At 70.1% G+C, this 13204-nt stretch carries 11 protein-coding genes; 5 read left to right on the top strand and 6 right to left on the bottom strand.

Translation table 11 applies throughout. The features are described 5' to 3' along the window. Positions 1-34: 34 nt before the first annotated feature. Positions 35-4723 (top strand): PilC/PilY family type IV pilus protein, encoded by a 4689-nt coding sequence (locus HH212_RS20800; RefSeq protein WP_170204242.1) that lies wholly within the window; start codon positions 35-37, stop codon positions 4721-4723. Positions 4724-4741: 18 nt separating this feature from the next. On the opposite strand, the gene HH212_RS20805 is transcribed toward HH212_RS20800, so the two are convergent. Then, positions 4742-6016 carry a DUF3108 domain-containing protein gene (locus HH212_RS20805; protein ID WP_170204243.1) on the bottom strand — a complete coding sequence of 425 codons (1275 nt, stop codon included), beginning with the start codon at positions 6014-6016 and terminating at the stop codon, positions 4742-4744. A 162-nt stretch (positions 6017-6178) separates the two neighbouring features. On the opposite strand from HH212_RS20805, the gene HH212_RS20810 reads away from it, so the two are divergent. Beyond that, positions 6179-6745: a flavin reductase family protein gene (locus HH212_RS20810; RefSeq protein ID WP_170204244.1), complete on the top strand. Its 567-nt coding sequence runs from the start codon at positions 6179-6181 to the stop codon at positions 6743-6745. 13 nt (positions 6746-6758) lie between these two features. Here the strand turns inward: HH212_RS20810 and HH212_RS20815 are convergent, their stop codons facing one another. Then, positions 6759-7235 carry a hypothetical protein gene (locus tag HH212_RS20815; RefSeq protein ID WP_170204245.1) on the bottom strand — a complete coding sequence of 159 codons (477 nt, stop codon included), beginning with the start codon at positions 7233-7235 and terminating at the stop codon, positions 6759-6761. Between the two features lie 153 nt (positions 7236-7388). On the opposite strand from HH212_RS20815, the gene HH212_RS20820 reads away from it, so the two are divergent. Continuing rightward, complete coding sequence (locus HH212_RS20820) at positions 7389-7694, top strand: putative quinol monooxygenase (protein WP_211172385.1); 306 nt, start codon at positions 7389-7391, stop codon at positions 7692-7694. Positions 7695-7736: 42 nt separating this feature from the next. Here the strand turns inward: HH212_RS20820 and HH212_RS20825 are convergent, their stop codons facing one another. The 3 genes from HH212_RS20825 to HH212_RS20835 all read right to left on the bottom strand — a co-directional run bounded on the left by HH212_RS20825 (position 7737) and on the right by HH212_RS20835 (position 9799). Further along, positions 7737-8174 (bottom strand): universal stress protein, encoded by a 438-nt coding sequence (locus HH212_RS20825; RefSeq protein WP_170204247.1) that lies wholly within the window; start codon positions 8172-8174, stop codon positions 7737-7739. 88 nt (positions 8175-8262) lie between these two features. After that, positions 8263-8784 carry a universal stress protein gene (locus HH212_RS20830; RefSeq protein WP_170204248.1) on the bottom strand — a complete coding sequence of 174 codons (522 nt, stop codon included), beginning with the start codon at positions 8782-8784 and terminating at the stop codon, positions 8263-8265. A 112-nt stretch (positions 8785-8896) separates the two neighbouring features. Beyond that, on the bottom strand, positions 8897-9799 hold the full coding sequence (locus tag HH212_RS20835) for a MaoC family dehydratase (RefSeq protein ID WP_170204249.1): 903 nt from the start codon (positions 9797-9799) through the stop codon (positions 8897-8899). Between the two features lie 130 nt (positions 9800-9929). On the opposite strand from HH212_RS20835, the gene HH212_RS20840 reads away from it, so the two are divergent. Continuing rightward, positions 9930-11069 (top strand): branched-chain amino acid ABC transporter substrate-binding protein, encoded by a 1140-nt coding sequence (locus HH212_RS20840; protein ID WP_170204250.1) that lies wholly within the window; start codon positions 9930-9932, stop codon positions 11067-11069. A gap of 54 nt (positions 11070-11123) precedes the next feature. Here the strand turns inward: HH212_RS20840 and HH212_RS20845 are convergent, their stop codons facing one another. Beyond that, positions 11124-11855, bottom strand: a complete 732-nt coding sequence (locus tag HH212_RS20845) for a TetR/AcrR family transcriptional regulator (protein ID WP_170204251.1) — start codon at positions 11853-11855, stop codon at positions 11124-11126. Positions 11856-12191: 336 nt separating this feature from the next. On the opposite strand from HH212_RS20845, the gene HH212_RS20850 reads away from it, so the two are divergent. Further along, positions 12192-13184 (top strand): diacylglycerol/lipid kinase family protein, encoded by a 993-nt coding sequence (locus HH212_RS20850; protein ID WP_170204252.1) that lies wholly within the window; start codon positions 12192-12194, stop codon positions 13182-13184. Positions 13185-13204: the final 20 nt, after the last annotated feature.

Genomic DNA, 13204 nt, shown 5'->3' on the forward strand with positions numbered 1-13204 from the left:
CGTTTTTTGCCGCCGTTTTTTTGTCAGGCTTTTCATGAAGACCATCCTCGGCCGTTCCGGCGCCAGCCTCCTCGCTTCCGTCCTCGCTTCCGTCCTCGCCCTGGCCTTGCTGCCGGCCGGCGCGGCACTCGCCGGCGTGACCAGCATCGCCCAGCTGCCGCTGCTGAACATCAGCGGCACCGGCAACGTCAAGCCCAACCTGATGCTGCTGTACGATAACTCGGGTTCGATGACCTACAACTTCACGCCCGACTACATCGACGACACCTCCACCTGCCGCGCCGCCAGCAAGATGTCCGGCGGGACGATGGCGTGTGCGGTCGGTCACCCGCCGTTCAACAGCGCCGATTTCAACCGCCAGTACTATGATCCGAAGGTGCGCTACACGCCGCCGGTCAAGGCCGACGGCACCTCCTACGCGTCGATGACGCGCGCCGCCACCAGCGCCTGGACCTCGGTCACCACCGACGGCTTCGGCATCAACAAGCGCGACCTGACCAATGCCAGCACGTCCACCACCAACCTGGTCAGCGGTTTTCCCGACCTGCGCTGGTGCGACAGCAACCGCACCAATTGCGCCTACAATACCGCCACCTATACCTACCCGAGCGACGCGCGCACCTATTCCAGCAGCTTCCTCGGCAATCCCTACTACTACACGATCAACGTCGCCGAGTACTGCTCCGACGCCAACCTCACCAACTGCCAGAGCACGTCGGTGGGCGCGGCGGCGCCGTCCGGCTACCCGTACGAGGCCAAGATACGCTGGTGCGACAGCCGGTCGCTGACCAATTGCCAGGCCAAGTATGTCGGCAACTTCAGGTACCCGCGCTTCAGCAATCCGAACACGGGCGTGACCGCGGCCTACGGCACCATCACGATCGGCGCCAGCACCAGCGGCGCGGCGATGAGCATCGACAGCGTCACGGTGAGCGAAGCGAACGGCGACGTCGTCATCACCAACGGCGCGGTGGCCGCCTCGGGCGGCACCAACAGCGCCACCAAGCGCGCCACGCTGGCCACCGACCTGGCAGCCTCGATCATCGCCAAGACCGGTCTCGCCAACCAGTACGTGGCCTGCGTGCGCACCCCGACCAACTCGTCGGTGCCGGCCTGCTCCAGCTACGGCATCACGCTGGGCGGCGACAACATGCTGGCGGTGATCCCGATCGACTGCATCAGCGCCGGCAGCGCCAAGACGTCCAACCTGTGCTCGCTGGTGGCCGACGGCACCCGCAGCGGCTGGGGCATCGGCGTCAGCACCCAGCGCGTGATCGTCGACCCGACCGATCGCCCGACGGCGATCATCACCGTCAGCGGCACCGGTTCCAGCAGCAACACCGCGTCGCTGGCCGCCGGCACCAGCCTGGGCAGCACCAAGCTGCTGGCGTCGAACACCAGCCTGGGCAAGGGGGCAAGCGCGGCCACCGTCGCCACCGCGATCCGTGCCGCGATCAAGAACAACACTTCGCAGACCGCGATCGTTGCCTATGCCGGCGGCGACAAGACGACCGACGTGTGCGCCAAGTACAGCAGCACATCCACCACCACCATCTGCCTGGTCGACACCGTCTCGCTCACCGGCGGCGACGCCGTCGCCATGGGCGCGCTCAGCAACGGCGGCACGCTGGCGTTCGCCACGGTCAAGAGCAGCGTCCCGGCCGCCGGCGCCTACGACATCATTCCGTTCGCCACCTCGGCGCTGGGCGCCGGCGCCGCGGTGTTCGTGCGCACCGACATCGTCTCGACCAGGAGCAGTTATCCGCGCGCGAGCGCGCGCAGCGACTGCGCCGGCAGCACCTGCACCTACGACGAGGAAATGACCAACTTCGCCAACTGGTACGCCTACTACAAGACGCGCAACCAGATGATGAAGACCGCCGTCGGCCAGGCATTCCAGGCGCTCACCGCCAACTACAACGTCGGCATCGTGTCGCTGTCGACCGCCGCCGCCGAAGGTACGATGACGGTGCCGCGCGAATTCTCGTCGACCAACCGCAGCAGCTGGTACGCCAGCCTGTATGCCATGGACGGCAACCTGTCGACCCCGATCCGCAAGGCGCTGCACGCGATCGGCAAGATGTACGCCAACCAGAGCCCGTACAAGATGGCGGCCGGGTCCGAGGCGGTGCAGTACCCGTGCCAGCAGAACTTCACCTTCATCACCACCGACGGCTACTGGAACGGCGACCCCGCCGGCGACGTGGCCAACAACGACAACGTCGAGAGCGCGGCGCGCTTCTGCACCCGCGCCAGCGGTTGCCTGGATACGAGCACGCAGACGGTGGCTTCGCTGGCCGACGTCTCGCTGTACTGGTACAACGGCGGCTCCAATACGGCGGCGTCCTCGCTGCGCCCGGAACTCGAGGATTTCACCCGCACCGGCCTGGTGCCGGCTTCCAGCGGCGACAACCGGCGCCTGCACATGAACACCTACGCGCTCGGCCTGGGCGTGGACGGCATCATGAACTACGAGGCCAACTACGAGACGCCCAAGTCGGGCGGCGACTTCTACAACTTGATCACCGGCGTCGCCAAGGGCTGCCCGTGGAACAACAACCAGGCCTACGTCTGGCCCGATCCGGTCACCACCGACGCCAGCCCCTCGGCCGCCTACCAGTCGCGCGTGGACGACCTGTGGCACGCCGCCATCAACGGCCACGGCAGGTACTTCGCCGCCTCCGACCCGACCCAGGTGGTGCAGGGCCTGAGTTCGGCGCTGTCGAACATCGAGGTGCGGGTGGGCGCCGCCGCGGCCGCCGCCACCTCGACGCCCAACATCTCGCAGGAAGACAACGACATCTTCTCGTCCACCTTCACCACCGTGAAGTGGTTCGGCGAGCTCTCCGACCGCAAGATCGACACCGCCACCGGCATCGTCGGCACCGGCGCGGTCTGGACCTCGTCCGATACCGTCGGCCGCAAGGTGGCCGCCAGCAGCGACACGCGCACCATCTGGATGCTCGACACCGCGGCCGCGGGCACGCTCAAGACCTTCAAGTACGCCTCGATGAACGCGACCGAAAAGGCCTGGTTCGACAACAAGTGCGGCGCGCTGGGCCAGTGCGCCAGCCTGTCGGCCGACAACCGCGCCATCGTCAACGACGGCGCCAACATCGTCGACTGGCTGCGCGGCCAGCAGCAATACGCCGACGACACCGTCATGCGCGGCTACGCCCATACCGACAAGGTGCCGGCCGGCCTGAGCGCCGTCCTGCCGATCGTGATGGGCGACATCGCCTCGTCCAAGCCGGCCTACCTGCGCGACCCGCGCAAGAGCTATACCGCGGCCGGCTATGCCGACTTCAAGACCGCCAACACCGGCCGCCGCCCGAGCGTGTTCGTGGCCGCCAACGACGGCATGCTGCACGCGTTCGATGCCAAGACCGGCGAGGAGATGTGGGCCTACGCGCCGCGCATCACGATGAAGAAGCTGTACCTGCAGGCCAGTACGACCTACGGCACCAACCACCAGTTCACCACCGACGGCGCGCCCGAGATCGGCGACGTCAAGATCGGCACCACCTGGCGCAGCGTGGTGGTGGCCGGCCTGAACGCCGGCGGGCGCGGCTTCTATGCGCTGGACGTGACCGATCCCGCCAACCCCAAGGGATTGTGGGAACTGTGCGCCGACAGCGCCGTGTGCAGCGGCGTCAACTACGATGCCGACCTCGGCCTGTCGTTCGGCAATCCGCAGTTCGGCACCTGGAAGGATGCGTCCGGCACCGAGCGCTCGGTGGTGTTCCTGACGTCCGGCTACAACAACGTGCCCGGCGCCGACAACGTGAATGGGGGCGACGGCAAGGGTTACCTGTACGTGGTGGACGCCGGCACCGGCCAGGTGCTGAGCAAGACCGGCACTGGCATCGGCAGCACCGGCACGCCGTCGGGCTTTGCGCGCATCACCGCGATCACCGCCAATCCGCTGACCGACCCGCTGGTGACCTACGTGTACGGCGGCGACAACCAGGGCAAGATGTGGCGCTTCGACTTCACCAGGCCCGGCAACCCGGCCGTGCTGCAGATGGGCGATGCCGGCACCGCCCAGCCGGTCACCACGCGGCCCGAGGTGACCATGTGCGCGGTCAACAACACCGACGGCCAGGGCACGGTCAGCGCCGGCGCCGGCATCGCGGTGGTGTTCGGCACCGGCCGCCTGCTGGACGTGTCCGACATCGGCGTGAGCGACACCCAGAGCGTGTACGTGCTGCGCGACAAGGGCGTCGGCATCGCCGCCGCCGACTGGCGCGCCGCCGCCAGGATGTCGCGCCAGCGCCTGGCCAAGGTCGGCGACGATGCCGGCAGCTATACCATCTCCGGGCCGTCGGTCGACCTGGGCACCCAGGCCGGCTGGTATTTCGACCTCGACCAGAACAGCGGCGAGCGCGTCAACCTGGATCCGAAGGTGGTGGACGGCACCGTCAACGTGGTCACCAACCTGCCGACCTCGTCGTCGGCGTGCTCGGTCGGCGGTACCAGCAACCTGTACCAGCTGGACGTCTGCACCGGCAAGCCGGTACTGACCGACGACAGCATCGGCCTGATCGCCGGGCGCGCGCTGTCGAACACCTCGGCCACGGTCGGCTTCATCGTGGTCCAGCTGCCGAACGGCACGCGCAAGGTGGTGGCCACCACCGCCAACGGCGACACCGTGACCACCAGGGCGCCGTCGGCCAAGTCGCAGGGCGCCCACAAGGCCGGCTGGCGCCGCGTGCGCGACTGATCCGGCGCGGCGCCTGTTTCAGTAGCGACGCCGGGCTCGGTCCACGGGGACGGGCTCCTGGGCGTTGCGGTCGGCGGCGCCAGCCGTACCGGCCGCTGCGCCCCTCTCTGCGCCGCCGCCGGGCGCATCCCCGGCCGGCGCGGCAGGGACCTGCAGCATCTGCAGCGTCTGCAGCGTCTGTGTGTCGGCGACGCCGCCCTCCGTCACGCGCAGCTGCACCGGCAGCCAGCCGCGCTCCGGCGCCAGCCACACCTCCAGGCGCGCCTGGCCGGGCGCGGCCTGCTGCACCAGACGCCAGGCCGGCAAGGCGCCCAGCGCCGTGGCCACGCTTTCCAGGCCGGCCACCGCGAAGCGCATCCGCGTCACCGCATCCGTCCCGGCCACCGCGACCTCGATCGGCCGGCCCAGCGCGTGTTCGATCTGGTCCGGTTCGCCCAGGCCGATCGCGGCCAGCTGCAGCGGCAGCGTGGCGCGGTCGAGCACGCCGAGACTGTCGGCCGCGCCGGCACCGTCCCCGGGCAGCAGCACGCGGCCGTCCTCGGTGAACTGCGTGACCAGTTCGCGGCCGTCGCGCCGCTCCACGGCGCGGCGCGGCAGCATGCCGGCGTCGCCGCTGGCGCCGCTGCTGTCCAGCCGTCCCAGCACCCCGTCCACGCTCAGTGCGTAGCGCCTGCCGTCGCTGCGCCAGTCGATGCGGGCGTCGGCCAGGCGCCGGTCCGGCATGGCCGGCGCCTGGCGCGTGCGCGCGTAGGTCAGCAAGACCGGGGGCGGCATGCGCACGCGGTAGCGGCCGGGAACCGGGCCGGCGGGATCGGCCTGGTCCGCCGGACCGCTCGCGCCGGCGCCGCCGGCGGGCAGTGCGCCGGCCGGGAGCGACCCGTCCGGTAGCGACCCGTCCGGGATGGCGCCGGCGGATGCGCCGGCCGGCGCCGCCGTGTCGCCGGTATCCAGTGGGATAGCCTGCTGCTGCTGCTGCTGCTGCTGCTGCTGCTGCTGCGCCGGTGCCCCAGTTGCGGATGCAACGGCATCGGGCGCCGGCACGGCGTCGGCCGCGCGCGCGGGCGCGGCAGTGGGCATGCGCGGGTCCGCGGCATGCGGCGCATCCGCCGGCGCCGGCGCCGCCAGCCCGGCCGGCGCCAGCCGCAGTACCAGGCCGTCCGCAAGCGGCGCCCGCGGCGTTGCAGGGGCCGGCGCTTGCGCGGCGATCCAGCGCAGCACGAGTCCGTGCAGCAGCGCCGACAACGCGCACAGGGCGAGCAGGCGGCGGTGGCGGCGCAGCCGCGCTGCGGGCATGGTGCTTCCTTTCATCGGGTGGATTGGCACGGATTCTACGCCATCGCCCGCTGCGCCGGCACGGCAGGCCGGCGCACGCGCCAGGCGTCCGCCGCCGCCGCCGGGTTTGCCGCAATAATACGAGGATCAAGATGACCGCGGCGGGTCCGCGAGGGAGAATCGATGACTGCAACGAATCGCCAAGGGACGGCGCGCAAACGGCCGGTGCCGCTGGACCAGGTCAGGTTCTGGCTGGAACCCGGCCCGGTGGTACTGGTCAGTTCGGCCCACGACGGCGAGCGCGACGTGATGGTGATGGGCTGGCATACCGTGATCGAATTCACGCCCTCGCTGATCGGCTGCGTGATTTCGTCGGCCAACCACAGCTTTGGGCTGATCCGCGCCAGCCGCGAGTGCGTGCTCAACCTGCCGACCGCGGCCCAGCTGGAGCAGGTGCTCGGCGTCGGCTCGACCAGCGGCGCCGACACCGACAAGTTCGCCGCCTTCGGCCTCACGCCGGAACCGGCCGAGCAGGTCGGCGCACCCGCGATCCGCGAATGCCACGCCCAGTTCGAATGCCGCCTGCACGACGACAGCCTGGTCGACAAGTACAATTTCTTCGTCTGGGAAGTGGTGGCGGCGCGCGCGCTGGCTTCGCCGCGCCATCCGGAAACGCTGCACTACAAGGGGGACGGCACCTTCATGCTGGCCGGCGAGATCGTCCGGCGGCGCCGGCCCGGCCTGAAATGAGGCGGCGCCGCGGTCAGCGCGGGTGACGCAGCCGTCCCGGCACGTGCAGGGTGGCGCGCGCGGCGTTCGCGCGCCGGCGCGGCAGGGCGCCGGCAGGGGCGTCGGCCAGCGCCGTCGCGCCGGCCTGGGCGCTGCCCAGGCGGTGCTGGGCCAGCACGTCGAGCAGGGCGCACAGGACCTCGCGCCCGAGAGGCGCATCGCCGCCCTCGACCAGCGGCAGCACCCGGTGCAGCGCGCTCAGCACCACGGCGTTTTCCTCGCCCTGCTCGCGCTGGCGCTCCACGCCGAGCGTGCAGGTCAGGGTTTCCTCGTGGCGGAAGCCGGCCTCGACTTCGGCGACGACGAGCGCGAAGCCGCACGCGAACGCGCCGTCCGGCTGTGCCGCCAGCGCATGCAGGCGCGTGCACAGGCTCTTGCGCGCATGCCGCAACGCCGCGCCCAGCGGGCGCGGACGGCTGGCGATGGTGCGAGCGGGGTGTCGCGGGGGCATGGCACGGTTCTCCGTCTGCAAAGCAAATATGCAAACCAGGCAGTCAGTTTCTGTACTACGTCACGGCTGATTTGATCAAGATCACGAAGGATGTTTTAAACCCGGAGCATACGCTCCATGACGCGGCTTGGCCGCACCGATGAAAGGAATACCATGACCCGACTCACCGTCATCGCCACCCTGCGCGCGCAGGCGGGACACGAAGATGCCCTCGGCGAACAGCTGCGAGCCCTGGTGGCGCCCACCCGGCGCGAGCCCGGTTGCCTGGATTACGACCTGCACCGCAGCAACGACGACCCGGCCGAGTACGTTTTCTATGAAAACTGGATCGGCAAGGACGATCTCGACAAGCACCTGCAGATGCCGCACATGCGCGCCTTCGCCGAATTGGCGCCAGGGCTGCTGGACGGTCCGGTACGCACCCAGCTGCTGACCATGTTCGGTGAACCGGCGCGCTAGCACAGCCGCGCCGGCCGCCGCCACGGCAATTCCGATCGCGCTTCAGCGCACCACCAGCACCGGTATCGCGCTGTGGGTCAGCACCTTGGCGGTCTCGCTGCCCAGCAGCCGCGCCGCCATGCCGCGGCGGCCGTGCGAGGCCATCACGATCAGGTCGCAGGCCCGGTCGCGCGCGGCCTGCACGATCGCCTCGTGCGGCGAGTCGTGGCGCACCAGCAGCGCCTCGCAGGCGACGCCGGTCTCGCCGGCACGCCGGCGCACGTAGGCCAGGCCGTCCTGCGCCTGCTGCTCGCGTTCGTGGCGCCAGGCGTCGTCGATCGGCGCCGCCAGTCCCAGTTCCGGCGCCAGCAGGTAGGGCGGCGTGCTGGCATGCATGCCGATCACCACGGCGCCGGCCGGCGCCGCCAGGCGCAGCGCCATCTCGATGGCCCGCGCCGACAGTTCGGTGCCGTCGGTCGGCACCAGGATGCGTCGATACATCGGCTGCTCCCGTCATCGGTGGAAACGGACCGTGTGCGCGCCGACGAGTCCATGAAGATGCGTCGATAAGAGGCCAGGCCCGCCGCCCTCAGCGGTGCACCAGCACCGGCACCGTCCCGTGTACCAGCACGCGCTCGGTCTCGCTGCCGAGCAGCAGGCCGTGCAGCCCGCGCCGGCCGTGCGAGGCCATCAGGATCAGGTCGCAGCCGAGCCGGGCGGCGGCCTCGACGATCGCCTCGTAGGGACGGTCCGCGTTCACCTGCTCCAGCCGGCATGGCACCCCGGCGGCGCGCGCGGCGTTCTCGACATCGGCCAGCATGCGGCGCGCGCGCCTGGCGCTGGCGGCGGCGTACTGCTCGGGCGTGTCTTCCAGCATGTCGGGATCGGCGCTGAGTACGCGGAACGACGGCACCGCGGTCAGCCCGACGACGTCGGCGCCCAGTTCGCGTGCAAAGGCGACGCCGGCCAGGATCGCGCGTTGCGAGGCGTCGGAACCGTCGGTCGGCAACAGGATGCGCCGGAATACCGGGCCGGCGGCGGGCGCACCGGCGGCTGCGGCGGCTGCATCCGGCTTGCCGGTGTCGCCGGGCGCAATCTGCGATGCGTTCATGTGCGCTCCTTCCGGACGGCGGCTGTCGACGGCTTGAGCATGGCGAAACGACGCATGGCTTCTTTGAGATATATCAATCTCGTTGGCCGCCTGCCTGCGTCCGGGACGCGGATTATTCCGGCGCCAGCTGGAAACTGCCCTCGGCCACGGCGCGCCCGCCGCTGTTGACCACGTAGCCGCCGCCGGCCAGGTCGGCGCCCAGCACCAGTTCGCTCCCCAGCGGCGCCGGCGCGCGGAAACGTCCGGCCAGCGCCACCAGCGGGCGGCCCCCGGCCAGTTCCAGTTCGGCGCACGCGCGCGCCAGCGTGTGCATGCCGTGGATGATGGGGCGGCGCATCCCCATCAGGTGCGCCGACCAGCTCCACAGGTGGATCGGGTTCCAGTCGCCCGACAAGGCCGCGTAGGCGCGGCCGCTGTTCCCGGCCAGGCGCCAGGCGGCCAGCGCCGGCAGCGCCGCCGCGGCCGGGCGCGCATGCGGCTGGTTGCCGCGGCGCGCGCGCTGGCCGCGCACCATCAGGTAGGTGCTGCGGCAGGCGAACACCGTATGGCCGTCCTGCTCGCCGATGGTGTCGAGGGTGGCGTACACGGCGCCGTCCTCGGCCGGCGGCTGCACCGCCACGCTGGTGGCCAGCAGCAGCGGCGCGTCCGGCCGCGCCGGGGTTTCCACCCGCAGCGCGTTCTCGGTGTGCACCGCGCCCGGCAGGCGGAACGGGAAGTCCTGGTCGAGCATGGTCGCCACCTGGGCGCGCTGCGCCAGCAGGTAATAGAAGGTGAGCGGGATGCCCTGGCCGGGAAAGCCGAGCGCGTCGCGGTAGCGGCGCAGCTGGACGGCATCGATGGCGGCCAGGCGGAACACGGTGCGCGGCGTGCGCGCGCCGGACTTGCGGCGCGGGCGCTTGAACAGGGCGCGCAGCAGGGTGGCGGCGTTCAGCGGCGGCAGCGCACGCGCTGAGGGCGGCGCCGACGGCTTGGGTGACGGACGGGAAGCGAAGCGGGACGGTCGGTCGGTGGACATCGATACGGTTTCGGGTAAAACCTGCATTGTGCCTGAAACCGTATGTTGCACCGCAAACCTTGTTAGTTGAGCGTATCCGCGTTACCCTATCGTTTTGGCATAAAGAATGTCTTAATCATACGAGGATGGAATGAAGAAGCAGGTGTTGTTGGCGGTTGCGGTGTGTGCAGGTAGTGCAGGGGCGGGCGCGGCGGCCGCCCAGGAAACGGTGAAGATCGGCCACGTGGCCGCGATGACCGGCCCGGTCGCCCACTTCGGCAAGGACAGCGAAAACGGCGCGCGCATGGCGATCGATGCCCTCAACGCGCGCGGCGCCACGATCGGCGGGCGCAAGGTCGCCTGGCAACTGGTCGGCGAGGACGACGGCGGCGACCCCAAGCAGGCCACCGCGGCGGCCCAGAAGCTGGCCGACGCCAGGGTCAACGGCGTGATCGGCCACGAGACCTCGGGCACCACCATTCCGGCCTCGAAGATCTATTACGATGCCGGCATCCCGCAGATCTCGGCGTCGGCGACCAATCCGAAATACACGCAGCAGGGTTTCAACACGGCGTTCCGGGTGGTGGCCAACGACATCCAGCTCGGCCGCGCGCTGGGCCGCTACGCGGTCAAGACCATGGCCGCCAAGCGCGTCGCCGTGATCGACGACCGCACCGCCTACGGCCAGGGCCTGGCGACCGAGTTCGCCAACGGCTTGCGCCAGCAGGGCGTCAATGTGGTCGCCAAGGAATTCACCAACGATAAGGCGACCGACTTCTCGGCGATCCTGACCCGCATCCGCGCCAGCAACCCCGACCTGGTGTTCTTCGGCGGCATGAACGCGGTGGCCGGACCCATGCTGCGCCAGATGAAGCAGCTCGGCATGAACGTGCGCATGATGGGCGGCGACGGCATCTGCTCGGACGAGATGCACAAGCTGTCCGGCGGCACCATGGCCGACGGCCAGGTGGTGTGCGCCGAGGCCGGCGGCGTCGAGGCAGCCGGCATGCCCGCCATGGACGCCTTCCGCGCCGCCTACCGCAAGCGCTTCGGCATCGACGTCCAGATCATCGCGCCGTACTCCTACGACGCAGTGCTGGCGATCGCCGCGGCGATGGACAAGGCCGGCTCGTCCAGCCCGGCGAAATACCTGCCGCAGCTGGCCAGGACCAACTACAAGGGCGTGACCGGCAACATCGCCTTCGATGCCCATGGCGACATCCGCGACGGCGTCATCACCCTGTACACCTTCAAGGGCGGCCACCGCACCCAGATCGCGGTCACCAGGTAACAGCCGGCGCGCGGCGCCATGGGCATGTGCCGCGGCGCCCCTGGCGGCGCGGTCTCAGGCGGCCGGCAAGTCGCCCGCCGCCAGCGGGAGCGCCGCCAGCGGCAGCGGATCGGCGCGGCTGCCGCCGGCAGGGCCGACGGCGATGACGTCCCCGGGCGGATCGCCGGCGCCGGCCGGCGCGCTGTCCGGCTGGGCGGCGGGCGTATCCAGCACCAGGTTGCCGATCAGGCGCCGCGCCGAGCGCAGCACCTGTGCCGACAGGGCCGGATCGCCCTTGGCGGCGCCGCGCGCGATCGCCACGCTACCGATCATGGCCGATACCGCGACCAGCGCGCGCGCGGTGGCGTCGTCTTCCGGATGGCGTTCGGCGATCTGGTGCTCGAACACCCGCACCAGCATCATATAGCCTTCGGCGAAGCGGGCGCTGATGGCCTTGTCCTGGCGCCCGATCTCGCTGGCCGACGCCGCGATCGCGCAGCGGTTGCCGTAATCGTCGCGTCCCTCGACAGAGAAATAGTCGTCCAGGAAGCGCGCCAGGTCGGGCACGCCGTCGACGCTGTCGGCGAACATGCGTTCGTGGGCCTGGTCCAGGCCGTAGGAAAGCGCTTCCAGCGCCAGTTCTTCCTTGGATTTGAAATGGGCGTACAGCGCCCCGTGGGTGAGGCCGGCTTCCTTGCTGATCTCGGCGACACCGACGCCGTCGATGCCCCGTGCGCGAAACAGCTTGCTCGCGGCCCTGATCAGTGCGGCCCGGTTCTCGGCGGCCTTTTCCTTGCTGATTCTCATGGCTGTTGCAGTGTGGTTTGATGGCGGCGATTGCGCCGGGAGCGAGCGGCCTGGGCGCCGAGATGCCGCAGTCCGCTCGAAATGGTGGATTCAGTATAACCCCATGGTATTCGCTTGGCGCGTCGGAAAATTAGTGACGTGACATCTGCATTTGGGCAAAATCGATGCCTTCCAGACCTGTAAACAGCGAAAAACGCCATATTTGATGGCTGCCGGCAACGGTAACGCCCGATCGTGTCAATACTGCTATGCTGAATTGGCGAAAGTGCCGGCCGCAGGCGATGCCGGCGCCACGCCGCCAATCCATCAATCCCGCCGTCTAGAGGTCCGTCCAGCATGCAAACGATCGAAGTGCGCCCCGATGCGCCGTTTTACGTGGTGCTCAACGCCGGGTCCGGCCGCGCCGAAACCGAACTGCGCTGCTCGACCATCCGCGACGTGCTGGAAGCGGCCGGGCGCGCCTGCGAGCTGGAAGTCGTGCACGACGCCAACGAACTCGGCGCGGCCGCCCGCCGCATGGCCGAGCGCGCCGCACGCGACGGCGCCGTGCTGGTGGCGGCCGGCGGCGACGGCACCCTCAACACGGTGGCGCACGAGGCGGTGCGCAGCGACTGCGTGTTCGGCGTGCTGCCGCAGGGCACCTTCAATTATTTCGGGCGCACCCACAGCATTCCCGAAGACCTGGGCGAGGCGGTGCGGGCGCTGCTGCGCGCGCGCGTGCGGCCGGTACAGATCGGCATGGTCAACGAGCGCATCTTCCTGGTCAACGCCAGCGTCGGGCTGTACCCGAAGCTGCTCGAGGAGCGCGAGCACGACAAGCGCCAGTACGGGCGCTCGCGCGTGGTGGCGCTGTTTTCCGCGCTGAAGACCGCGCTCGGGTCGCACCGCAACCTGCGCATCACGCTGGAACTGGACGGCAGCACGCGGCGCCTGCGCACGCCCACGCTATTCGTCGGCAACAACCGGCTGCAGATGGAGCAGGTCGGCATGGCGCCGCTCGAACAGGCGCTGGGAGAAGGACGGCTGGCGGCGATCGCGCCCAAGCCGGTCGGCAAGCTGCGCATGCTGGGCCTGCTGCTGCGCGGCGCGCTGGGACGGCTGGGCGAGGCCGAGGACGTGGTCTCGTTCGATTTCAAGAACATGACGGTGCGCGCGCCGCTGCTGTCGCCGCGGCGGCGCATGAAGGTCGCCGCCGACGGCGAGGTCTGCAAGATGGCGCTGCCGCTGCGCTTCCGGGCCATCGAGGGCCGCCTGGCGCTGCTGGTGCCGGAGGATGGCCAAGGCGCCGCGCAGGAGCGCGCCGCCGATCGCGATACCGAGACGGCCTGAGCGCCCGGGGCGCGGTGCGC

It is taken from the genome of Massilia forsythiae (assembly GCF_012849555.1).
GTDB lineage: Bacteria > Pseudomonadota > Gammaproteobacteria > Burkholderiales > Burkholderiaceae_D > Telluria > Telluria forsythiae.